We start from the raw sequence: 21893 nt of genomic DNA on the forward strand, positions 1-21893 counted from the left end.
CCAGTAGACATCAAGGGTTCTTTGAAGGTTTTTGCGAGATTAACGCATAGGTGTTGGTTTTACGCCGAAAGGCGCTCGTTACGACGTCCCCCAGAAGCATTGAAAGCTGAGCCATGATTGGCATGAATATCACTGTCGGTGACCTCATGCTCAGTTTCAGGATGCTCAGGCACAGGAGCTTGATATTTTTTTCGTTTACTACCTGCACCTTTGTTCCCACCCTTATTTTTAAGTCGCACTCGGATCCCTTTTTGCAACCGCTTTGGTGGACGTCCCGGTCGCCCCGTGCGGATCACCTCATGGCAGATCTCAAACAGCAGGTTGCCATATCGTCGTTCTCCATAGGTTTTGAGATTGAGGCTTCCGGTTTGGTCAATCACCAACGCTCACGACTTTCAACCCCTGCTCAAATAACTGTTGGTCTTTCGGTCCACAGTGCAATTCCCATAGAAATCGACTGCCTCGCTCCATCAAGACCATTGTCCATTCGTGGTGATTCTGAAGCAGGTAGGTTTTTATCTACAATCGTCAACAGCTCATCTCCTTCTATCTCCTGATGAATAAACTGATGGAGCAGGGCATAAAGCATCAGGGTAGGTATGAGACCTGCTAAACGTCTTTTAAAATCAATTACACTCTTTTTTGATACAATTATTTTTTTATATGTATCATTAAGACCCATAATACCATTATGGCTTTAAGAATCACGGATTACCGACTCAGGGGAGTGGTCAGACCCGCCAGTGGCGGCTGCTATGGTCTCGCTGAAATAGATGTCACACTCTCGGCAATGATAAATCGTACGGAAACCATGGTTTTGAGTACTATAGCGGTGGTGAGGGGACACATCCTCACTCCCACATCCAGGACATGGGTAGGAAAATAGTTCGATCATACAACCACCATTGAGGAAAGGCTTCTATTAACTCCAGCATGCCCCTATTTCATGACCTGCAAGGCTTTTCTCCTTCACATTCGACGGAACCAGTACCATTACGTCACATTTTCCAACTCTGCGGACAGCGCAGCGAGATCAAGTCCGAACTTTGGTCTACTCCTCCTGTTAATCAGCTAGTCTTTATCGGTTATCATTATAGATACCGATAAACTTAGCCAAAAGTTAAATAACTCAGGACTTACGCACAGACTCCATGGGTAGGCTATGCCACACCTTGTTCACACTACAGGTAGTGTAAATTGAGGGATTTGCGTAAGTCCTATAACTGCTTGGCTACTTCTGTTACTGTTTAATTTCATCTAATTCAAATTCATGACCTTAGGTAAGTCCGAACCCAACCAGATTGATATAATTGATCGCAAATTACCAAAACTAAATACCACCCAACAACCTCTCGTTTCTGAAGAAGAGATGCGGCAAGCGGTACGGACTTTACTGTTAGGATTGGGAGAAGACCCAGACCGCGAAGGCTTGAAAGATACTCCTAAAAGAGTGGTCAAAGCCTTAAAATTTCTGACTTCTGGCTATCATCAATCTTTAGACGAACTCCTCAACGGTGCAGTATTTCACGAAAAGACCAATGAAATGGTCTTAGTTCGCGACATTGACCTATTTAGCTCCTGCGAACACCATATCTTACCTATTCTCGGTCACGCTCACGTCGCTTATATTCCCGACGGTAAGGTAATCGGACTGTCAAAAATTGCTCGTATTTGTGAAATGTACGGACGACGTTTGCAGGTACAGGAAAGATTAACTGCCCAAATTGCCGATGCCCTTCAAGGATTATTAAAACCAAAAGGGGTGGCGGTAGTAGTGGAAGCAAGCCATATGTGTATGGTAATGCGAGGAGTCCAAAAACCAGGTTCTTGGACTGCCACTAGTGCGGTTAGAGGTGTATTTGCAGATGATCCAAAAACCCGTCAGGAGTTTATGAGTTTAATTCACTACAAACCTTCAATGCATTAATTAATTCGCTTGTCCGCATGAGAGATGGGTATAAAGCTCATCTCTTTTTTTGATACAATGATTATCGTCATCAAAAAAAACTGCTTATGATTATTGCTGTCGCCAGTCCGACCGGTGGCGGTAAAACCCACTGGATTGGTCAACAAATAGCCCAAACCAATAAACCTGTAGGTTATTTCAGTCCTAAAACCGATTCCGTACCCATTGATGCAATATATCTCCAAAGTGAATACCCTCAACTAAAAATTTATCAGACCGGGGAAGAAGCGGAATTAGACAAAACCATTACTTATCTAGAGATTCCCTGGTATTTGGATTTAGCCGGAATTGAACCTTTACTGCAAACTTTTAACGCCCATCGAGTAGCCATAATCCCCGGCGATACAGATAGTACAGAGTTAAATACTTGGGCGGATGAAGTTATTCCAGGAAATAACATCACTAAGCCAACCACAGCTTTGCAGATTCATCGGGGGGTTTTGACGGGGGAAATTTTAGATTTTGATAGTTTAGCTACTTTTTGGCTGGAACTTACTCAAGGTGCTTACGGTGAGGTAGCTCGGGTAAAAGGACTTTTCGACCTAATGGATGGACAAATTTATTATGGTGACTTCATACTAGGGGAATCCGAATTAGCATTTACACCTTTAAAATTACCCCGTTGGTTAAATGGTAAACCAGATCGTTTTAGTGGTTTTGAAATAGTAGGTAGTAATTTAGATAAAGCTGAAATTGTTCAAACTGTCCAAGATTGCTGTCTTCCAGAATCGGCAATTAATTATTACCAACAACAAGTAAAAGAGTCTTTAGAAAGTGAACCAGAAGAAAGTGAACCAGAGGTAGAAGTGGTATGAAAATAGCAGTGATATCTTGTATCCATGGTAATTATGCAGCTTTAGATGCAGTTTTACTGGATATTGACCAACAAAAAGCAGAAAAGATTTATTGTCTGGGGGATTTAGTGGGTTATGGTCCCTATCCTAATGCAGTGGTGGAACAAATTCGTTCTTTAGATATTCCCACTGTACAGGGCTGTTGGGATGAAGATATTGTAGAAGGACTCAATGCTTGTGAATGTAGTTATCCTTCCCTGTTGGCGGAAAAAAGAGGTAAAATCGCCCACGAATGGACAAATAAGCACGTCAATCCCGAAGTTAGGGAATATTTAGCCCAACTACCCCATACCTACAAAGAAGATAATCTCTGTTTCGTACATGGTAGTCCTAATAGCAACCACGAATATTTGTTACCCGAAATGGATGCTTTCACTGCTTTAGAAAGAGTTCTCTCTAGCGATGCAGATATATTATTTTGCGGACATACCCACTTTCCCTATGTCCGCACCCTAGATTCTGGACAATTACAGGTTAAAGTTCGTCAACCCAATATAAACGAACAACCAACCATAAGTTTTAATACTCCCCTGAAGCAAATTATCAATGTCGGTTCGGTAGGCGAACCCCGTCATGGTCGTCCCAATGCTACCTATGTTATCTATGACACGGAAACACAAGCAGTAGACTTGCGGGAAGTGGAGTATGACTATCAAACAACCTGCGCTGCCATCTTAGATGCTGGTTTACCACCGATTTTCGCTTGGCGTTTGGCTAGAGGTTTGGAATTTGCCGAAAAAGCCGACGATCCGACTCATGTGTGTGAGAGGTAAATTAAATTACTTAAATATTTAAATTGAAAATCAATGTGGGCAATTTTAAGCGGAATTGAAGGAAATATCGCAGCTTACGAAGCAGTGTTGGCAGATATCAAACGCCAGCGCTTTAAGGTGGAAGCATTGTATATTCTGGGGGATATCGTAGCAGCTAACCAAGATAGCGAACAAGTAATTAAACGAATTCAGAATCCTTTACCTAGAGAATTAGAACCCCAAGTATGCGTAGGCTGGTGGGAAGAACAATGCTTTACTTTACACGGTTTGGGTTCGACACCAGAACCGACAGAATTAATCGAGCGCTTTGGTAAAGAAACCGCTAAACTTCTTTGGGATTCGGTATCTCGTGAAAGCTTACAGTGGTTACGCAATTGTCATTTTGGCTTCTTTGAATTAGATTGTTTGTTAATTCACGGTAGCACTGTTAGCGTCAGCGATGAGTTAACCCCCGAAACCCTACCCTGGAAAATGCTAGACCGCTTGCAAAGAGTCCAGGCAAATCATCTCTTTTGTGGTCGTTCGGGTCAAGTATTTGAATATCAACTACAAGGAGGTTCGGTAAATAGTTCGGTGATGACTTTAGATCGCCAGCAACCCGTGCAAACTATTACTACACCCAAAAGAAGAGTTGTTGGTGTAGGAAATGTAGGCAAAGAACCAGGAAAGGCTACTTATACCCTTTATAGTCCAAATAGCGATTTTCTAGAGTTTAAAACAGTTTTTTATGGCAATAACAAGGGATCTGGTAATTAGTTTCAGGTTGCTAAAGGTATGGCTAAGTGCATGCAACAGGTAGTAGGATACAACTTTCTGGAAAAGGCGTTGCTGATAATTGCTAGATTAAAAAATATTATTGCTGAATAGGTGACGGCTTAGCAGCTACCTTGATTTTAAATTTTGAAATCAGCAATGAGAGCAACCAAGGCATGTGACGTTTGATCAGGACAATTATTTTGCCGTAGTTTGTTATTACCTGTTCCCGTTGTCGTTGGTAAATAGCTTGAACAATTTGTTTGGCAGTTTGATCAGCAGAAATCAGAAGCCTGGGGGAAATAGGATCCTCCCAGTCTGAATGCCCAATTCCCTGATTGTCTAGCTGACGAATTTCAGTAGCAACGTACCCTGGACAAATGTGTGTCACCGACACGCCATGGGGAGCCAACTCTTGAGACAACGACTCACACAAAGCCCGCATAGCAAATTTGCTCATACTATAAGGATAATCGCCACTCAAGGCAACGTAACTTTTTACGCTACTAATAATGACCAGTCTTCCTTGAGTTTTCTTGAGGTCATCTAAGGTCGCGTAGATGGTACTCAGTACCCCAAAAACATTGGTTTCCCACAGACGTCGATAGTCATTCACCCTGAGGTTTTCCACATTACCCTTCAAAGACCAGCCAGCATTAGCAACAACGATATCAATTTTGCCGAACTTACTACGGGCAAAGGTTGCCGCTTGATCAAGCTCACCATCCTTCGTCACATCACAGGGGATAGCAAGTACACGTTGACCATTAGGATCAATTTGTGAAGCTATGGTTTCTAATCGTTCTGCTCGCCGAGCTAGGAGTACCACATTGGCTCCTTCACGGGCTAATTCATGAGCAAGAGCTGCTCCAATGCCAGAAGAAGCTCCTGTGATTAGTGCCACTTGATCCTTAAAGTTGCTCATCTATTGCTTGCTTAAAGTTAATTTCAATATTTTGAGCTGGATTGTATTAAATAATAAAATTTTACTGTATAATTTTAAATCCTAAGATAAACACTCGCCTAGTTGAGCTTCAATCGGGTCGCGAACAATCTAACGATATCAGCCCCAAGTTACCGTCCCTAGTATAAGGTCTAATGAATTTCCCTGCTTTTAAGGGTTAAATAAGTTAAATATCCCAGTTATCCCTAAGTCCTAAAAAATTTTGTGCCAAGGACTTGACACATTTGTAATATGCATGTAGTATAAAAGTAAGGTTAAAGAGAAAACATCGCGCTACAAGGAGGGATGCCCAATGATTCATGTTCGGTTTGAAGGTCGTTCCTACGACATTGCTGAAGGTCAGCTGGGTATAGCCAAAAGTATGAACGATATTGCTGTTAAACAGCAACTTGCCAAGTACTTTGATGTAGCCCCAGAGCGCTTTACCTCTTATGTCATCGACCGCAGCACCAACCGCAATCTGATTATCAGACCTGAAGCGGTTTATGGTTAAGGTTTATGGTTAAAAGGTGTTAAAAGGTTAAACCTTTTGTCCTGTGCCCTAATCTCAAGAAGCCTACACACAGATAACGATCCTAGCGATGCAGCGCGGTCTTGGGAAGGCAGCGCGGTCTTGGGGGTCTCCCCCATGAGCGACTGCCGTGGTTTCCCCCATGAGCGACTGCATCAAGACAAGGTAGCGAACTCGGGTAACCGAGGAGCGCGAGCACTAAGCCAGTGTCTTACAGAGATTTGGCGTGCGTGTCCACTGCTAAGCCATGCTTGGTGGCGATGCAGCGCGGTCTTGGGGGTTCCCCCCATGAGCGACTGCATCAAGACAAGGACGGTCGTAAGTTGCTATAAAGCTTGTGTTAACTTGCACAGGAGCAATTGTTCCAAATTTCCCCCCGCGCCCTAACCGCTGAAGCTTACATACTACCGATCTGCTAATCGGAAGGTTATAGGTTCGAATCCTATCAGCGGCGCTATTTGCCGCTGTAGCTCAAATGGATAGAGCATCATTTTATTCAAAGCTTTACTGACTTGCGCGGGCACCCCAATTCTAGTGGTTTTTACTGCTATAACCAAACAATTTTAAAAATTCACTGAGTCACCTTCGCGCCCTGACCCGGAAAGCTTTCATACTCGCCAAATGGTAAGGCACTTGACTCAAAATCGAGAATATACGGGTTCAAATCCCGTGTGTGAAACAACGGCTTTCTGAACTTGCGCGAAGCGATTCAACCTTCTAGAAATAATTTCCAAATCATGCTACAGAGTGATAAAAGTACCCGTTAAAGGACTGTTCTAAGTTCCTATCAATCTTTTGTTAACTTGCACAAGAGTAATTGTTCTAAATTTCCCCCCGCGCCCTAACTGCTGAAGCTTACATACTACCGATCTGCTAATCGGAAGGTTATAGGTTCGAATCCTATCAGCGGCGCTATTTGCCGCTGTAGCTCAAATGGATAGAGCATCATTTTATTCAAAGCTTTACTGACTTGCGCGGGCACCCCAATTCTAGTGGTTTTTACTGCTATAACCAAACAATTTTAAAAATTCACTGAGTCACCTTCGCGCCCTGACCCGGAAAGCTTTCATACTCGCCAAATGGAAAGGCACTTGACTCAAAATCGAGAATATACGGGTTCAAATCCCGTGTGTGAAACAACGGCTTTCTGAACTTGCGCGAATTGATTCAATCTTCTAGAAATAACTACAAAATTATGCTAAAAACTAATAAAAGTACCGGTTAAAATGCGGTCATAATTTGCTATATTTTTTTTGTTAACTTGCACAGAAGCAAGTGTTACAAATTTCCCCCCGCGCCCTAACCGCTGAAGCTTACATACTACCGACTACGAATCGGAAGGTTATAGGTTCGAATCCTATCAGTGGCGCTATTTGCCGCTGTAGCTCAAATGGATAGAGCATCATTTTTTCAAAAGCTTTACTAACTTGCGCGGGGAGCCCAATTCTAGTGGAAATCAGCTGCCATAACTAAACAATTTAAAAATTCACTGAGTCACTTTCGCGCCCTGACCCGGAAAGCTTTCATACTCGCCAAATGGTAAGGCACTTGATTCTGTTCAAGAATATACGGGTTCAAATCCCGTGTGTGAAACAACGGCTTTCTGAACTTGCGCGAAGCGATGCAGCGCGGTCTTGGGAAGGCAGCGCGGTCTTGGGGGTCTCCCCCATGAGCGACTGCCGTGGTTTCCCCCGGAGACGAAACCTTAGACAGTTGAGCCTTTATGGTTGGTCGGCTATGCAGAAAAGGGGGAAAACTTATTGATTAAGGCTCAACTGTCTTACGGTAACTTCAAACCATGAGCGACTGCATCAAGACAAGGTAATTCAAAACACTGCTAATAAATCGTGGCTTAGTTGATGTATTTTAGGTAAATTTTTATTAATTATTCAACCTTCAACCTTTAACTAAACAACCCAATAACCAAATAACCAAACAACCAAATAACTTATAAATTTATCAAGAAATTACATAGGACCATAGGAGGTGAATCCTATGAAAACTGAAGAGCGTGACCTGCGTTTAGAATTACTAAACAGTTTATTAACTACACCCCATCGTAAGCTGGAGCAAGTGACAGAATTGCACCAACTGATGGTAGAAATTGACCCAATTTTTTACGGTCACTTAGCGGTTTGGTACGAAAATCATGGGGATGTCCGTGACCACAAAGAAGTGTTTCTAGGTCATTTGTTGACTAGCAATTTGACCGAACACCGAGATGCTGGCTTTGTGATGCTGCAAAAATTCCCACCCTACCAGGTGGCACGAGTAGTGGATTTTATGAAGCAGCAGCGCAATAAGGTGCCTCGTTCGGCTCGGACAGCAGTGCGGCGCTACCTTAAAACACGGGAAAAGACTCCAGCCTTGTTTGACCGAGCAGCATTGCGGGGTCGAAAGGCGATGAAGCATCTCTATGCTAGTTTACATATTAAGCCTAGCCCTAGAGCAGATGCAGTCTTATTTAAGGATCATCCTCCAGAAGGTTCTTTAGCTTGGATACTGAAGCAGTTAGCGAAAACGGAAACTGCTGCTGAACAGGCGCAATTGATTGTTGAACATAAGATTCCCTACACCATCGCCATTGGTGCTGTGCGCTCTGTCACTCCTACGGTGTTGGTAGCCCTAATTAATTCCATGACACCCCAAGAGGTAATTAATAATCTCAAATCCCTCCAAGGGCGGGGTGCGATGGAACACCCACAGGTCAAGGAGTTGATTGAGGCAAAGCTAGAACAGGCACAGACAAGCGATCGCGTTTCTGCGTTCAAGGCACAAGTTGCTGCTGAAGCTGCTCAGTTAGATACTCAAACTCTTGCTAAGTTAAAACAAGTTACCAATGAGCAAGTAAAGCGCAAAGGTACCATTACCAAGCCCACTGCTCTACTAGTGGACAAGTCCGGTTCAATGGACAAAGCCATTGAAGTTGGTAAGCGGCTGGCAGCCCTAATCTCTGGTATTACTGAAGCTGAGCTGTTTGTCTATGCCTTCGATACCATGCCTTACCCAGTTAAGGCTCAAGGAAAAGAGTTGAGTGACTGGGAACGTGCCTTCAGGCACATCAAAGCAGGGGGTGGGACTAGCATTGGTTGTGGTTTAGAAGTAATGCGCTCTCGAAAGCAGGCGGTTGACCAGATTATCTTGGTTACCGATGAAGGTGAAAACACAGCACCTTACTTTGGTAAAGTTTACAAGACCTACTCTCGTGAATTGGGATTGATGCCCAATGTGATTATTGTCCGAGTTGGTTACTCCTACGACTGGGTGGAAACTACACTGAAGCAGCAAGAGGTGCCAGTAGAAACCTTTACCTTTGCTGGAGATTACTATTCTCTACCAAACCTGGTTCCACTGATGACTCGTCCGTCACGGCTAGACTTATTGATGGAAATTTTGGATACACCGCTACCGGTGCGAAATGATAAATAGTCGTGACCTTGGGTGCATCTCATCTTTGAAAATCTTGCGTAGGGTGCGTTAGGGGGGGTCCTCATTTTCCGCCTCGAGCGCCAGGGTTAGGTTGCTGCCCGTAACGCACCACCGGGTCAAACAGCTTTTAGAAGATGCACCCCTGACCTTGGCTTCAAGCGATGCAGCGCGGTCTTGGGGGTTTCCCCCATGAGCGACTGCATCAAGACAATGAGCAGGAAAGGATTACTATGATGCTAGTCAAAACCCCCTATTTGAACCAAGTTAGTGGTTGGCCAAAAACTGGTCGTCATATCCTAGCTCAGTTTGATGATACATCCATAGTGGTCTACCAAGCCTTCTGTCCTGCTATTGGTCATTTTGCTAGCAAGCATGGCTATTTTGGAGGAGAGTTCAGGCTAAACCGCATGAGCTGGATTAAGCCCAACTTCCTATGGATGATGTATCGTTCAGGCTGGGGCACGAAAGCTGGACAAGAGGTAATCTTAGCTGTTTCGATTCAGCGTACTGCTTTCGAGACAATCCTAGCAGCAGCAGTTCATTCCCAGTTTGTACCAGATTTATACTCTAGTGAAACTGTCTGGAAACAAGCTCTTAAGCAATCATCTGTCCGGTTACAGTGGGATCCAGACCACGATCCATCAGGTAAGAAACTTGAACGACGTGCGATTCAGTTAGGACTACGCAACGAAGTACTTGCCCAGTACGCTCGTGATTGGATTATCAATATTGAAGATATCTCTGAATTCGTGCAGGAGCAATATCGCAATGTAAGGTCTAACAATTGGAATGACTTGATAACTCCCGATGAAGCAGTATATCCAGTCACCCAGTCTAATCTTGCGATCAAACTTGGCTTATCAGCTATTGAGTTGGAATAAATTTTCCTAAATAAATTTTAATAACTTGTGTGCCCTAACAGCCAGAGCTTACATACATAGTACGAGAGGAATAGTACCGTTACTCTAACGTAGCGGGCGTGAAGCGAGGAAGGCGCAAAGAACCCGGAATGTGGGCTTAGAAGTAGCCATCATTTAAAGAGTGTGTAGTAACTCACCGGCGGAGTTCCTTCTAAGTGACGAACGCTTTTGCTCTGGCGACTTGCACATTGCGATGCAGCGCCCCCAAAGGGGGTTTCCCCCATGAGCGACTGCATCAATACAATATGTATACAATAGAGCAGGATCTTGATACTCCCATCGCTAAATCAAGCGATTATAGCGTTCGCGTAGCGGCTCCAAAGGAGCTGGGATTCTTAAGAGTAAAAACTCTTAACGGCTGAACCAAACAGCCTCTAGACTCTCCGATCGAATCATTGAGCTTACTTGTATTTTGGTCTACGCTTCTAGCAGGGGCTTTTCAGCTTGCGCGCAAACCGGCACCTAAAAGGCGCATTAATATTCCTTAATCCTAGCATAGATTATCAAAAAGCGCAACAGATCCAGTCTCCAATTCCCCTTCCCCTCCCGCGCTTCATGCGCGGGTATAACGGTAGTCCCCTTGGAGTTGAATGATGGCAAATATCCTTGACCTTATCAATCAAATTGCTGCAAAGGAAGCGCAACTGAGTGACAATCAATTCCTCGCTCCCTGTGTACGTGGGGGACGGGTAAGAACTCGTGTTGCTGGAATGATTTATACATTTTCCCCTAAACCTCGTAACTTTGAAGGATGGGGTATTTTTCAGCCAGTCAACGAGAAAGTGGCAACTGTGGTGGAAGAGCCAGATGTGTTTCAACTTGAGGAGTATTGGCAACTGCTCCAACCGTTGCGTTTACGACTAGCTTATCAATTGTCGGGAAAGACCTGGCTAGGGTATCCAGTCAATGAATCGGATGCTCGTCAGCGTTTTGGCACGGTTAAACCTATTCCTGTGCATCTGGTGGAGGGCGGGGTAGCCTTTGAACAAGTGGTGGCTCGTGGTGATGGTAAGGCTTGGTGGTTTCAGCAGCTTGACCGTAAGGGAGATCCGTTACTAGCAGAACAACTTAGAGAGCAGTTAAAGCAAATAACACCACCTGAAGAACTGGATGTAAAGGGGCTGACACCAGAAATGAGAATAGTTTATGACTTGGTAACACAACAGACTAAAGATTTTAAAGGTAAAGCTCTGCATCAACGGGATCACAGAAGGCTGGAACAAGCTTTGGAAATGGGTGGGGGAGCACTGCAACAGTTCCATGACCGGGGAGAATTTTGGCAGGTGCAGTGGAGAACTGCTAACGGTGAACACCACACATCAGCGATATCTAAACAGGATCTGACTGTAATCAGTTCTGGGATTTGTCTAAGTGGACGCGATCGCGATTTTGATTTACAGTCCTTGGTTGGCGTGATTGAGGCACGAGATAATTGGGATTAGGATGATGTCAATTTTTTTCCACGAACAACTCTACCGTAGCTCCGAAGTCATGACCCAGTTACGTGACTACCCCGTGACCGTGTGTGGTGCGGGAGCACTTGGAGCAAATATTACCGAAAATTTGGCTCGTTCAGGCTTTGGAAAGCTTAAGGTGATTGATTGCGATCGCATTGAAGAGCGCAATCTTTCTACCCAACCCTACTACCGCTCTGATATTGGTGCCCATAAAGCCAAAATCCTGGCTCATTCCCTCTACCAAGCGGTTGGGGTAAAATTGGAGGCTAAGGTCAAGGAATTAACCACAGCTAATAGCAAACAATTACTGAATAATTCTACTTTAGTCATTGACACCTTTGATAACAGTGTCGCTCGTCAAGCCGTAAAAGATTACTGTGATAATTCCCAAACCCCTTGTCTTCATGTTGGGTTAGCAGAAGACTACAGTGAGATAATTTGGAATGAAAATTATCGAGTACCTTCTCCAGTTAATGATGATGTTTGTGATTATCCATTAGCTCGGAATTTAGTGCTGATGACTACAGCAGTTGCTACTGAAGTCATCATTGAATTTATTAGCACAACCAAAAAACTGGACTTCACCTTCACCTTGAGAGATTTAACTATCAAGGCCATATAGGGTTTGTATTTGATTGGTGAACATAATCGTGCTAAGGAAAGGCAAGAGGCAAGAGGCAAGAGGCAAGAGGCAAGAGGCAAGAGTTAATCAGGCGTTGCATAAATGCGGGATGATTTTAATAGTTTGGTGGAATGGGCATCTTGGTGGAATGGGCATCTTGGTGGAACTGGCATCTTGGTGGAACTGGCATCTTGGTGGAACTGGCATCTTGCCAGTTTCAATATATTTTCGGGCGGGCAGGATGCCCACCCCACTCATATTCATCCGAAGACTCAGCAATGCCGAGGGTTTTAGCGCTGCATTGCTATTCCCTTTTGCCTTTTGCCTTTTGCCTCTTGCCTTAAAGCGATGCAGCGCGGTCTTGGGGGTTTCCCCCATGAGCGACTGCATCAAGACAAGGATAAGTAATATCCCTAAAATGTTGCTAATAATTGCTATATCTCTATTAATTTTTTATCCATCAACTTAGGATTAGTATCAACTAACTGTCTTCCAATTTCATCCCGGACAATTTCACGATATTCAAGAAAGTGTTCGTTGTGAGCGCATAGAGTAAGGTAATGTTCCCACACACCTGGATTGTGCCTGAAAATACCAAATAAATGATGCCAGAATTTCCAGCGAGTACTGCGCTTAAACCCTTGACGCCAAATTACAGTCGCCAGAGCTTTCAAATCTACCAAATCCGGCATTTTGAATGGGGCTTTGCATTTAGGGGGGCCAAGCTTTAAAAAACATTTATAGGCTCGGTCTATATAGCGTTCAGGTTCGTATAGCGTCCAGAATGCTTCGATGTATTCTTTACCAATCTCCTCAATGGGACGAGTAGGAACAAAGTTCATGAGGGTGGTTTGATTGATATCTTTTTTAGTGTTATCTCGCAAACGTCCTTCTTTTTCTAAACGATTCCACAAAGCAGTATTAGGTAAAGCCTGTAACATGCCAAACATGGCTGTAGGGATAGCAGCTTCTTCAACAAAACTAATAATCCGGGAACCTGCTCCTTGTTTCTCTCCATCAAAACCAATAATAAACCCTGCCATTGGTCGCAATCCCGCACGAATTATTTTGTCTACACCATCCGTTAGAGAGCTGCGAGTGTTTTGGAATTTCTTAGTTAGTTTAAGGCTTTCTTCGTCCGGTGTCTCAATCCCCAAAAATACAGCATCAAAGTTAGACTCCACCATCAAGTCCATCAATTCTGAATCCGCAGCTAGGTCTACAGATGCTTCCGTATTAAATCGGAAGGGATACTGATGCTCTTTCTGCCATACTTTTAGCTCTTTCAGAAGTAGCTTAACGTTACGCTTATTCCCAATAAAATTATCATCCACCATAAAGATACCACGCCGCCAGCCTAAGTCATAGAGATAATCCAATTCCTTGAGAAGCTGGGCTGGTTCCTTTGTTCTCGATTTGCGGCCATAGAGAACAATGATGTCACAGAACTCGCACTGAAAAGGACATCCCCGCGAAAACTGGACTGACATTGAATCATAGGCATCAAGCTCTAACAAATCATAGCGGGGAATGGGGGTTTGAGTGACATCGGGTTTCTCTGTAGTGCGAAAGGTTCCACTAGTTTCCCCTCGCTGTAAAGCTTCTACAAACATCGGTAGGGTGATTTCTCCTTCATCTAGGATTAGAAAATCCACCCCTGCCTTCTTTCCTTCTTCTGGTAAAGACGTAGGATAAGGTCCCCCAAATGCTACTAATTTACCACGTCGTTTGGCTTCTTTAATTTGGTTTAGGGCATCGGTTTTTTGGACAATCATCGCTGAGATTATCACCAGATCTGCCCATTCAAATTCTGCTTCGGTTACGTCTCGGATATTGCGGTCAACAAGTTTAAATTCCCAGTCTTGAGGTAATAATGCAGCAACAGTAATTAGACCTAAGGGTGGCAATAAAACTTTGCGATTAACTAATTCAAGGATTTTGTCATAAGACCAAAAGGTTTTCGGAAATAGCGGATACAGTAATAAAACTCGCATTTAGAGAAATCCTCACACACATGGCCATAGGGCCTATAGCGATCTTACATCTTAATTAAGTAAGCTATCAGCTATCAGCCATCAGCTATCAGTGATTAGCTATCAGCTATCAGTCATCAGCTATCAGTTATCAGCTATAAGCTATCAGTCTATGCGCTACGCGCACGCTGCGCGAACAGCGAACAGCGATTAGCGCTACGGGCACGCGTGCGCGTTCAGCTTATGGGTTAGGTCACAGGCTAGAAGCCTGTGCCACGCTACTTGATCGGTGTTTTTGAATAAAATGACCATGATAGCTGAGCACTGACTGCTGACTGCTGACCGCTGACCTAGGGTTTTAATTACGGGTGCAATTATTCACTACACCCCAGACCAAGTAACAAGGTCGCGACCGACACCCTTAGGAGCTAAAAAGGCTGGTTGTTACCCCCTGAGGTTCACTTACTTACTCTGGTTAGTCTGCTGGTAACTCAGCCAAGAAAGTTTTATGATTCCCAAATGCCTCAATAAATCGTTCCTGGGGTTCTCGTCAGAGGGGTTCTGGTCAAAGCGGTTTATTTCTGTGAGAATGCGATCGCATTCTGTGGTGCTAACTATACTACAACCCTGGGTCAGTAAACTATCCACTGAAGTACCTCTACCCTCAGGAGTATACCACTGTGAGAACAATGTGGCCCTGTTACCGTTGGGATAATTCCAATCTGACCCCGATGTGGCCGTTTCACCGTTGGGATAATACCAACCTGACCACCCTTTTACTCTCTGACCGTTGGGATAATGCCAACCTGACCAATTTTTGGCTGTTTCCCCATTTGGCCAGTGTAAGGAAGACCTCTGACCTTGCCTAGAACGTTTGCAGGTAACTGCCCGTAAACCTTTAATCATACCCACAAAGCTTTTTGCCTCTTCTGTTATGCTCGCTAGTTCTGCCATGACGCTCAGGTCGAAGCAATCTTGAGAAGAAGTTTGTAGTGACTCAATACTTGATGAAGTTGACACTCCCCGGTCTAAAGACGCGGGGATTCTTCGCTCAACGACCCGACTTGCTGAACCTGGTCGGAACCAAGAACAGTAGAGGTCAGGTCTCCCGAAGCGTTCGGATCAATGATCCAGGTTCCGGTGTGCCCCACCGTACCCAAGGCTCTTTTCAAGATATTGACTGCGGCGTTGTGGTCTCGGTCTAATTTACAACCACATTTACAAACGTGAGTTCTAGTTGATAGAGACTTCTTGACTACCTCGCCGCATTCTGAGCAATTTTGGCTTGTATAAGCAGGATTTACCGCAACGGTAACTCTACCAAACTTCTTGCCAAAATGCTCTAACCATTTTCTGAATTGATACCAACCTGCATCGTTAATAGATTTAGCTAGACAATGGTTTTTAAGCAAATTCTTTACTCTCAAATCTTGCCTTACGGCACGCTTCGCGAACGTAGGCGACCAGGTCGTTAGACTGGATTACGCAACGTGCAAGTCTCTTTGCATGTTCTTCACGCTGCCTACTTATTTTCAGATGATGTCTACCTAATCTATTGACGGCTTTTTTACGATTGGATGAGCCTTTATTTTTCCGGGAAACCCGGCGTTGATAAAATTTTAGACGCTTTTCCCCTGTTCTATAAAAGCGGGGATTAGGTTCAGTGTTCCTTCTAGAATCGGTGTAGAATTCTTTTAGCCCTACGTCCAATCCTACAGTGGCGTCAACCGGGTCTAATTGTTCGTTCACATCAACAGAGATGCAGAACTGAACATAGTACCCATCAGCCCTTTTGACTATGCGAACCCGTTTAATTTGCTTTTTGTCGAAGCGCCACAAGTCCCAGGTGCCCTTGAGTTTTAGCTTTCCGATTCCTTTTTTGTCACTAAAAGTGATTGATTTTTTGTCAGGGGATAACTTCCATCCTGACTGCTTATATTCAACCGATCTACAGTGTTTTTGGAAGCGAGGGAAACCTTTCTTTCCTGGAACCTTTTTCTTACAGTTTTCAAAGAAGCCAGAAATTGATGACCATGCCCTTTCAGCGGAAGCTTGTCTGGCGGTAGAGTTTAGTTCGTTAGCAAAAGGAAACTCCTTAGCCAATATTTTGCAATATTTACTAAGATCGTATTTACCTGTTCCCTTGTTGTCCATCCATAGACGAATACAACTATTGCGGATAAATTTAACAGTCCGAATCGCTTCATCTATGGCTTGATATTGGACAGGTTTTCCGTATGCTTTAAACTCTAGTATTATCATCAGAACTCGACCTCAAATGATATATTATTACGCTAACACGTTTAGCGAAAACTGTCAAACCAAGATTAAATCTTTTTCACGGCGACTAAAGTCGCTACGAGCTTTAATCCCGGAGACAAAACCTTAAAATAAGGTTTGAAGTTACCGTAAGGAGAGTGGAGCCGCGAATCTTACAGTTTTAACCCTTTTACGCATAACCGACTAACCATAAAGGCTCCACTCTCCTAAGGCGCGCGTCTCTGGCCTTAATCATAAAGTTTTAACCCTTTTACCCATAGCCGACCAACCATAAAGGCTGCCTTATTTTTGCGGTAACTTCTGACCCGGTTTAAAAACACGGGGCTTTCAGCTTTGGGAGTTCCGTAAGTTATTATTTCCACAGTACTTAGATTCTAGGGTAGCTAGATTATCCCTATCTAAGTTTTCGCGAATCGCCAAGCGACGGACAGCACGAATCTCCCTACATTGATTAGATTCAGCAGATACGTTATTAGTTCCTAAGCCAATAGTGCATAAGCTTAAGAGTGATAATAACACTCGAATCGGATATTTCATGGAGATGAATCTTCCTGAACACATCAATAGTCTGAACAGCCAAGATTATCAAAGACCCTGACTTCTCACTGGCTAGTAGAGACGTTGGATGATATCAAAAGTTTCACCATTGAAATAATTTTAGTCGCGATTCAATCCTAAGGATTGAGCTGTCAGCTATTAGCTATCAAAAGTTATGTTTAGCTACTTATAGCAGTTGTCAATAAATCTAGTATAGGGTTTTAATTAGGGCTGTAATTATTCAGTAAACCCTACACCCTGATTGACTGACAAAAGTTAGGTTGAAAATGGCTCAAATACTTACCAGACTTGTAAGAGCAAGACTTGACTAAAGGGAGTGTTTCCCCGCATCCTCAGGACAGATACCACTCAAATCCTAGGAATGCGATGAAAAAAAACTCCCGACTCTACAATGCCTTGAAGACATGGATAAGTCAACCCTGTGAGTGGGCACACCTGAGCCACCTAACCACCTGTTTATGGATGGTGGCAGCCCTGATTCAGACAGGGGAAGTGAATTTGCCCCGATGGATTCCCTACATCCCGTGTCGTGGCCAATATGCTCAAAGCAAACAACGCCGAATGCACCGTTGGCTGCATAATGCCCGAATCAATGTCCATCGATGGTACAAACCTTTGATTAAAGCAGCCTTGGCGGATTGGAAAGATGGGTGTATTTACTTGAGTTTAGACACCTCGATGTTTTGGGATGAGTACTGTCTGGTTAGATTGGTAGTGGTGCATCGAGGACGAGCCTTACCAGTGAGCTGGCGAGTGATGAAGCATCAGAGTGCAACGGTAGCATTCAAAGATTATCGGGAGATGCTCCAACAATCGATACACCTTTTACCCAAAGAGGTTAAGGTGATCCTACTGGCAGATCGAGGGTTTGTCCACACCGATTTAATGAAAGCTTTGACCAATAAATGGGGTTGGCATTACCGGATTCGTCTGAAAAAGGACACTTGGATTTGGCGAGCAGGTAAAAGTTGGCATCAGCTCAAAGATTTCCATTTTAATCGGGGTGAGGTCTTGTGCTTTCACAATGTCAGAGTGCACAAGGAATATTGGTATGGTCCAGTTGATCTGATTTTTGGTTGCAACAATGTAAATGGTGAGTTTTGGGCCATTGTTAGTGATGAAAATACCACCCTTCAAACCAAAGCCCGAATATGGGTTTCGCTTTGATATTGAGGAAAACTTTTTAGATGACCAGTCCAATGGATGGAATGTGCAGAAGTCTCAAATTCGCTCAGTAAAGCGCCTTATCTCGGTTGTGGTTCATTCTAGCTGTGGCTACGTTGTACGTCACGGCTCAAGGGGTTGAGGTGGTAGAGTCTGGTAAACGTCGATGGGTTGACACTCACTGGCGCACGAGGAAACAGCTATTTTCGGATTGGTTGGGAGTGGGTCAAATCATATGAGCGAGAATGGCTGGAAATTAATTCATCGGGTTTGTTTTTCCAGCAATCATGACCCTTATCCTGCGATGGCTTCGCGCAAACAACATCAGCAACGGCACTATCAACTAGAGTTTAAGGTACAAACGTACCAATATGCTGTTGAATAGTTTTGTCAGTCAACCAGCCCTACACCCAGTGGCTAGGAACTCAAACCCTTAGGAGCTAAAAAGCTGCTTGTTACACTCTGAGGCTTAATCAGCTACTCTAGTAAGCCTGTCAAGAATTTGCATGATTGACAAATCCCGCAAGAAATTGTCTCTGCTGGTCATTTCAGAGCGGTTCGAGTCATAGCTGTTTTGGTCATAGCGGTTCCGGTCAGAGGGGTTAATGTGTGTGAGAATGCGATCGCATTCTGTGGTGCCAACTATACTACAACCCTGGCTCAGTAAACTATCCACTGAAGTAGTCCTACCCTTAGGGGTATACCAACGTGACCCCAATTGGGCAGTCTGACCGTTAGGATACTTCCACGAACCTGATGACCCGAATTTGGCAGTCTTTCCGTTGGGATACTTCAATTGTGACCCGACTTTAGCAGTCGTTCCGTTAGTATACTTCCATTTTGATCCGAATTTGGCAGTCGTTCCGTTGGGATACTTCCATTTTGACCCTGATTTGGCAGTTTCCCCATTTGGCCACTCTAACGAAGACCTCTGACCTTGCCTAGGATTGTTGCAGATAACTTGCTGCAAACTTTCAATCGTACCCAAAAAGCTTCTTCCCTCTTCTGTCATGCTGGCTAGTTTTGCCATGGCGGTCAGGTCGAAGCAATCTTGAGAGGAATTTCGTGGTGACTGAATACTTGATGAACGTCGGTTACTCTGTCTACAGTAGTTATATTCTAGGGTAGCTAGATTATCGCTATCTAAGTTTTCGCTAATCGCCAAGCGACGCACAGCACGAATCTGGCCACATCGATTCGATTGAGCAGATACGTTATCGGTCCCTAAGCCAATAGTACATAGGGTCAGGAGTGATAATAACACTGGCACCGGATATTTCATAGAGATGAATCTTCCTGAACACATCAATAGTCTGAACAGCTAGGATGATCAAATGCCCTAGCTTCTGGCCAGGGCAAACGCATCTAAATTATAGAAGCCTTACTCATAAAAGATTTCAAAATTAATAAACAAACATACTTATCGGCTGAATTTCATATCCAGTAGGCATTTCAAAATAAGATGCGAATACCGCTGCTTCTGGCTGACTACTACAGACGTTAGATGATATCAAAAGTTTCAGCGGCGAAATAATCTTGATCGCGATGCCAAGCTAAACATGGAGCTGTCAGAAAATGCTGTTGCATAAAAAATTACCAAAAGGCTGAGAAGTATATAGCCATGTGTCCAACACTGAACTTTTGCGAGAGGTCAAGGGTACTAAGTATGATGCTGGTATCCAGTGTTAATTCAATTGTTAGGTGCGCTCTTACCATTAAGAATTAAATTCGCTTGATTGTCGCACCTGAAGTTAGCACACATCATCCTCTCATAGTTCATTACCAGGACTTATGCCAAATTGGTTACAAATGCAAATGCACTTATATATAGCGTTTATAGGACTCATGAGGTACACATTATTTTTTCCCACTTCCCTGCTCCCTGCTCCCTGCTCCCTGCTCCCTGCTCCCTGCTCCCTGCTCCCTGCTCCCTGCTCCGAAGTCCCTAAAAACCAGAAATTTGTACCTCACAAGTCGTAGAATTGCTATAGTATGGTGTGTTATCAACCCACCCTAGCGGCAGAGTTTATGGGTAAGTCCTGAGTAATTGACACAATTGACCGATTATTGCGGTAATCTGGAGTGACACGAAACATGCTGAAAACTATAGTTATCAACTCTCAAACCAACCAGTTACAGGAAAAAACCCTGAAACCGGGAACTCAGATTCAAGGTGAGTATCTGATTGGTCGTCACCCGAGTTGTGACCTAGTTCTGGATAGTCCTGTAGTGAGTCGTGTACATGCCAGAATCCTATGCCAAGGGGGACAGTATTACTTTGCTGACCTTGGTAGCACCGATGGCTCTCGGATCAATAATGAGGAGATGGATGTTAACCAGAACTGGCTGCTGAGGGAAGAGGATATTATCCGCATCGGTGACTTTGTGCTGCTGGTCAAAACACTACAGCAGTATGATTATAAGCAGCAACAAAACCTAGTGGTAGATGGCAATAGCACTGGGATGAAGCAGTGGACTAAGGGTAAGATTACTGTCCGCTGTGTGCAAATCATTGATCAGACCCATGATGTCAAGACCTTTCGCTTTGTCGCCAACCCGCCAATGTTGTTCAGCTACAAGCCAGGTCAGTTTGTCACTCTGGATTTGGAGATTGATGGCAAACCAGTGAAGCGTTCCTACTCTATCTCTTCGGCACCCTCACGTCCTTATACTTTGGAAATTACCGTCAAGCGAGTGCCAGCACCAGCCGATACTCCTGATGTTCCAGCGGGTTTGGTGTCTAACTGGTTGCACGACAACATCAAAGTCGGGTCCGAGGTGAGATTAAATGGCCCAATGGGGAAATTTACCTGTGCTGACCATTCTGCTAATAAACTGTTGTTGATTTCAGCAGGTAGCGGGATTACTCCGATGATGTCCATGTCTGAGTGGCTTTGTGATATTGGCGCTGATGTGGATGTGTTCTTTATCCACAGCGCTCGTAGCCCAAAAGATATCATCTTCCGTCAGAAATTAGAGTTGATGGCGGCTTTGCACCCCAACTTTAAGGCTGCTATTACCACCACTCGTCCAGAACTAGACCAAGCTTGGTGGGGTTATACCGGAAGACTTAATCAAGCCATGGTGCAACAGATGGCTCCTGATTTTCGCGATCGCATTGTTTATGTCTGTGGTCCGAATCCCTTTATGGCAGGGGTGAAAGCCATGCTAGCCGGTCTAGACTTCCCGATGGAGAACTACTATCAAGAGAGTTTTGGTGGCAAAAAGCTGTCAAAAAAGACAGCAACAGCAACAACTGCTGAAGCAGTCACAGGGGAAGGTCGTCCTAAACTGCAATTAGTCAAATCACCGTCAACCTCTCATGAACCAACTGTAGTCTTTGCTAAGTCTGGGAAAGAAGTCACCTGTGATGCAGAGGATGTGATCCTAGATGTCGCGGAACAATAAGGGGTGGCATTACCCAGCGGTTGCCGCATGGGAGCCTGTGGTGCTTGTAAGCAAAAGCTTCTAAAAGGGAAAGTAGAGTATGACGAGGAACCTGATGCTCTCAAAGAGGATGAACGGAACGAAGGCATGATTTTGACTTGTGTGGCTCATCCTGTAGGACAAGTAGTAGTTAGCGCGTGAACTATAGCAGTACCTTATACATTATCTGTCTTTGACAACAGTCATATTTTTCCTTGTTGCCACATAACGTGAATAATTCTT

The 21893-nt window shown here is 44.1% G+C and carries 24 protein-coding genes, 3 tRNA genes, 1 pseudogene and 1 other annotated feature; of the genes and pseudogenes, 18 read left to right on the forward strand and 10 right to left on the reverse strand.

The window, feature by feature from the left end:
* Positions 1-59: 59 nt before the first annotated feature.
* Both BJP34_RS36930 and BJP34_RS36935 read right to left on the reverse strand, forming a co-directional pair.
* Positions 60-380: a hypothetical protein gene (locus tag BJP34_RS36930; RefSeq protein WP_083305200.1), complete on the reverse strand. Its 321-nt coding sequence runs from the start codon at positions 378-380 to the stop codon at positions 60-62.
* A 26-nt stretch (positions 381-406) separates the two neighbouring features.
* Positions 407-682, reverse strand: a complete 276-nt coding sequence (locus tag BJP34_RS36935) for a hypothetical protein (protein WP_083305201.1) — start codon at positions 680-682, stop codon at positions 407-409.
* A gap of 9 nt (positions 683-691) precedes the next feature.
* Between BJP34_RS36935 and BJP34_RS39920 the strand changes: the two genes are divergently transcribed.
* The 5 genes from BJP34_RS39920 (at position 692) to BJP34_RS15720 (ending at position 4349) form a co-directional block, all read left to right on the forward strand.
* Entirely contained in the window at positions 692-886 is a 195-nt protein-coding gene (locus BJP34_RS39920) for a hypothetical protein (RefSeq protein ID WP_149030998.1), read from the forward strand.
* Between the two features lie 384 nt (positions 887-1270).
* Positions 1271-1927, forward strand: coding sequence for a GTP cyclohydrolase I FolE (gene folE / locus BJP34_RS15705; protein ID WP_070393151.1), 657 nt, complete (start codon positions 1271-1273; stop codon positions 1925-1927).
* Between the two features lie 86 nt (positions 1928-2013).
* Entirely contained in the window at positions 2014-2781 is a 768-nt protein-coding gene (locus tag BJP34_RS15710) for a GTPase, G3E family protein (protein ID WP_070393152.1), read from the forward strand.
* Positions 2778-3593 carry a metallophosphoesterase family protein gene (locus BJP34_RS15715; RefSeq protein WP_070393153.1) on the forward strand — a complete coding sequence of 272 codons (816 nt, stop codon included), beginning with the start codon at positions 2778-2780 and terminating at the stop codon, positions 3591-3593. Before BJP34_RS15710 ends, BJP34_RS15715 begins: the two co-directional genes overlap by 4 nt.
* A gap of 33 nt (positions 3594-3626) precedes the next feature.
* The gene (locus BJP34_RS15720; protein ID WP_070393154.1) at positions 3627-4349 is read left to right on the forward strand and encodes a metallophosphoesterase family protein; all 723 of its coding nucleotides are present in this window, start codon (positions 3627-3629) and stop codon (positions 4347-4349) included.
* Between the two features lie 97 nt (positions 4350-4446).
* Here BJP34_RS15720 and BJP34_RS15725 read toward each other — a convergent pair whose 3' ends face one another.
* Positions 4447-5271 carry an SDR family oxidoreductase gene (locus BJP34_RS15725; RefSeq protein ID WP_070393155.1) on the reverse strand — a complete coding sequence of 275 codons (825 nt, stop codon included), beginning with the start codon at positions 5269-5271 and terminating at the stop codon, positions 4447-4449.
* A gap of 331 nt (positions 5272-5602) precedes the next feature.
* Here BJP34_RS15725 and BJP34_RS15730 point away from each other — a divergent pair, with 331 nt between their 5' ends.
* The gene (locus tag BJP34_RS15730) at positions 5603-5803 is read left to right on the forward strand and encodes a hypothetical protein (protein WP_070393156.1); all 201 of its coding nucleotides are present in this window, start codon (positions 5603-5605) and stop codon (positions 5801-5803) included.
* Between the two features lie 173 nt (positions 5804-5976).
* On the opposite strand, the gene BJP34_RS43440 is transcribed toward BJP34_RS15730, so the two are convergent.
* The gene (locus BJP34_RS43440) at positions 5977-6123 is read right to left on the reverse strand and encodes a hypothetical protein (RefSeq protein WP_158517246.1); all 147 of its coding nucleotides are present in this window, start codon (positions 6121-6123) and stop codon (positions 5977-5979) included.
* Between the two features lie 305 nt (positions 6124-6428).
* Between BJP34_RS43440 and BJP34_RS15735 the strand changes: the two genes are divergently transcribed.
* The 7 genes from BJP34_RS15735 (at position 6429) to BJP34_RS15760 (ending at position 12249) form a co-directional block, all read left to right on the forward strand.
* Positions 6429-6500: transfer RNA gene (locus BJP34_RS15735), tRNA-Leu, on the forward strand.
* 386 nt (positions 6501-6886) lie between these two features.
* Positions 6887-6958, forward strand: a tRNA-Leu gene (locus BJP34_RS15740).
* A 166-nt stretch (positions 6959-7124) separates the two neighbouring features.
* Positions 7125-7190, forward strand: a tRNA-OTHER gene (locus BJP34_RS39930).
* Positions 7191-7816: 626 nt separating this feature from the next.
* On the forward strand, positions 7817-9250 hold the full coding sequence (locus BJP34_RS15745; protein ID WP_070393157.1) for a vWA domain-containing protein: 1434 nt from the start codon (positions 7817-7819) through the stop codon (positions 9248-9250).
* A gap of 161 nt (positions 9251-9411) precedes the next feature.
* Entirely contained in the window at positions 9412-10131 is a 720-nt protein-coding gene (locus BJP34_RS15750) for a DUF4291 domain-containing protein (RefSeq protein WP_229424389.1), read from the forward strand.
* Positions 10132-10239: 108 nt separating this feature from the next.
* Positions 10240-10322 (forward strand) — a sequence feature (23S ribosomal RNA rRNA prediction is too short).
* A gap of 438 nt (positions 10323-10760) precedes the next feature.
* Positions 10761-11612: a hypothetical protein gene (locus tag BJP34_RS15755; RefSeq protein WP_324611066.1), complete on the forward strand. Its 852-nt coding sequence runs from the start codon at positions 10761-10763 to the stop codon at positions 11610-11612.
* A gap of 4 nt (positions 11613-11616) precedes the next feature.
* Positions 11617-12249 carry a ThiF family adenylyltransferase gene (locus BJP34_RS15760; protein WP_070396697.1) on the forward strand — a complete coding sequence of 211 codons (633 nt, stop codon included), beginning with the start codon at positions 11617-11619 and terminating at the stop codon, positions 12247-12249.
* An 87-nt stretch (positions 12250-12336) separates the two neighbouring features.
* Here BJP34_RS15760 and BJP34_RS39935 read toward each other — a convergent pair whose 3' ends face one another.
* The 5 genes and pseudogenes from BJP34_RS39935 to BJP34_RS15785 all read right to left on the reverse strand — a co-directional run bounded on the left by BJP34_RS39935 (position 12337) and on the right by BJP34_RS15785 (position 17039).
* Positions 12337-12639, reverse strand: a complete 303-nt coding sequence (locus tag BJP34_RS39935) for a hypothetical protein (RefSeq protein WP_149030999.1) — start codon at positions 12637-12639, stop codon at positions 12337-12339.
* A 44-nt stretch (positions 12640-12683) separates the two neighbouring features.
* Complete coding sequence (locus BJP34_RS15770; protein ID WP_070393160.1) at positions 12684-14243, reverse strand: B12-binding domain-containing radical SAM protein; 1560 nt, start codon at positions 14241-14243, stop codon at positions 12684-12686.
* Between the two features lie 441 nt (positions 14244-14684).
* A complete protein-coding gene (locus tag BJP34_RS15775) occupies positions 14685-15242 on the reverse strand; it encodes a hypothetical protein (protein WP_149031000.1) in 558 nt (185 codons plus the stop codon).
* 8 nt (positions 15243-15250) lie between these two features.
* Positions 15251-16484, reverse strand: a pseudogene (locus tag BJP34_RS15780) (RNA-guided endonuclease InsQ/TnpB family protein).
* 345 nt (positions 16485-16829) lie between these two features.
* Positions 16830-17039 (reverse strand): hypothetical protein, encoded by a 210-nt coding sequence (locus tag BJP34_RS15785; RefSeq protein ID WP_070393162.1) that lies wholly within the window; start codon positions 17037-17039, stop codon positions 16830-16832.
* Positions 17040-17426: 387 nt separating this feature from the next.
* Between BJP34_RS15785 and BJP34_RS39940 the strand changes: the two genes are divergently transcribed.
* Positions 17427-18227, forward strand: coding sequence for a hypothetical protein (locus BJP34_RS39940; RefSeq protein ID WP_149031001.1), 801 nt, complete (start codon positions 17427-17429; stop codon positions 18225-18227).
* A 104-nt stretch (positions 18228-18331) separates the two neighbouring features.
* Positions 18332-18463, forward strand: a complete 132-nt coding sequence (locus BJP34_RS48950; RefSeq protein WP_267876583.1) for a hypothetical protein — start codon at positions 18332-18334, stop codon at positions 18461-18463.
* Positions 18464-18693: 230 nt separating this feature from the next.
* Here the strand turns inward: BJP34_RS48950 and BJP34_RS15800 are convergent, their stop codons facing one another.
* The gene (locus BJP34_RS15800; RefSeq protein WP_070393163.1) at positions 18694-19506 is read right to left on the reverse strand and encodes a hypothetical protein; all 813 of its coding nucleotides are present in this window, start codon (positions 19504-19506) and stop codon (positions 18694-18696) included.
* Positions 19507-20069: 563 nt separating this feature from the next.
* Between BJP34_RS15800 and BJP34_RS48955 the strand changes: the two genes are divergently transcribed.
* The 3 genes from BJP34_RS48955 (at position 20070) to BJP34_RS47510 (ending at position 21812) form a co-directional block, all read left to right on the forward strand.
* On the forward strand, positions 20070-20204 hold the full coding sequence (locus BJP34_RS48955; RefSeq protein WP_267876584.1) for a hypothetical protein: 135 nt from the start codon (positions 20070-20072) through the stop codon (positions 20202-20204).
* A gap of 102 nt (positions 20205-20306) precedes the next feature.
* Entirely contained in the window at positions 20307-21632 is a 1326-nt protein-coding gene (locus BJP34_RS15805) for an FHA domain-containing protein (RefSeq protein ID WP_229424390.1), read from the forward strand.
* A 3-nt stretch (positions 21633-21635) separates the two neighbouring features.
* Entirely contained in the window at positions 21636-21812 is a 177-nt protein-coding gene (locus tag BJP34_RS47510; protein ID WP_229424391.1) for a 2Fe-2S iron-sulfur cluster-binding protein, read from the forward strand.
* Positions 21813-21893: the final 81 nt, after the last annotated feature.

The organism is Moorena producens PAL-8-15-08-1 (assembly GCF_001767235.1).
Lineage (GTDB): Bacteria > Cyanobacteriota > Cyanobacteriia > Cyanobacteriales > Coleofasciculaceae > Moorena > Moorena producens_A.

Coding starts and splice junctions, on each gene's coding strand:
- BJP34_RS48955 (WP_267876584.1), top strand. CDS start 20,070: ATGAGGTACACATTATTTTTTCCCACTTCCCTGCTCCCTGCTCCCTGC.
- BJP34_RS39935 (WP_149030999.1), bottom strand. CDS start 12,639: ATGCAGTCGCTCATGGGGGAAACCCCCAAGACCGCGCTGCATCGCTTT.
- BJP34_RS15745 (WP_070393157.1), top strand. CDS start 7,817: ATGAAAACTGAAGAGCGTGACCTGCGTTTAGAATTACTAAACAGTTTA.
- BJP34_RS39940 (WP_149031001.1), top strand. CDS start 17,427: ATGAAAAAAAACTCCCGACTCTACAATGCCTTGAAGACATGGATAAGT.
- BJP34_RS15760 (WP_070396697.1), top strand. CDS start 11,617: ATGTCAATTTTTTTCCACGAACAACTCTACCGTAGCTCCGAAGTCATG.
- BJP34_RS15770 (WP_070393160.1), bottom strand. CDS start 14,243: ATGCGAGTTTTATTACTGTATCCGCTATTTCCGAAAACCTTTTGGTCT.
- BJP34_RS15720 (WP_070393154.1), top strand. CDS start 3,627: ATGTGGGCAATTTTAAGCGGAATTGAAGGAAATATCGCAGCTTACGAA.
- BJP34_RS15750 (WP_229424389.1), top strand. CDS start 9,412: ATGCAGCGCGGTCTTGGGGGTTTCCCCCATGAGCGACTGCATCAAGAC.
- folE (WP_070393151.1), top strand. CDS start 1,271: ATGACCTTAGGTAAGTCCGAACCCAACCAGATTGATATAATTGATCGC.
- BJP34_RS43440 (WP_158517246.1), bottom strand. CDS start 6,123: ATGCAGTCGCTCATGGGGGGAACCCCCAAGACCGCGCTGCATCGCCAC.
- BJP34_RS36935 (WP_083305201.1), bottom strand. CDS start 682: ATGGGTCTTAATGATACATATAAAAAAATAATTGTATCAAAAAAGAGT.
- BJP34_RS39920 (WP_149030998.1), top strand. CDS start 692: ATGGCTTTAAGAATCACGGATTACCGACTCAGGGGAGTGGTCAGACCC.
- BJP34_RS15715 (WP_070393153.1), top strand. CDS start 2,778: ATGAAAATAGCAGTGATATCTTGTATCCATGGTAATTATGCAGCTTTA.
- BJP34_RS15730 (WP_070393156.1), top strand. CDS start 5,603: ATGATTCATGTTCGGTTTGAAGGTCGTTCCTACGACATTGCTGAAGGT.
- BJP34_RS15800 (WP_070393163.1), bottom strand. CDS start 19,506: ATGAAATATCCGGTGCCAGTGTTATTATCACTCCTGACCCTATGTACT.
- BJP34_RS15725 (WP_070393155.1), bottom strand. CDS start 5,271: ATGAGCAACTTTAAGGATCAAGTGGCACTAATCACAGGAGCTTCTTCT.
- BJP34_RS15755 (WP_324611066.1), top strand. CDS start 10,761: ATGATGGCAAATATCCTTGACCTTATCAATCAAATTGCTGCAAAGGAA.
- BJP34_RS15785 (WP_070393162.1), bottom strand. CDS start 17,039: ATGAAATATCCGATTCGAGTGTTATTATCACTCTTAAGCTTATGCACT.
- BJP34_RS15710 (WP_070393152.1), top strand. CDS start 2,014: ATGATTATTGCTGTCGCCAGTCCGACCGGTGGCGGTAAAACCCACTGG.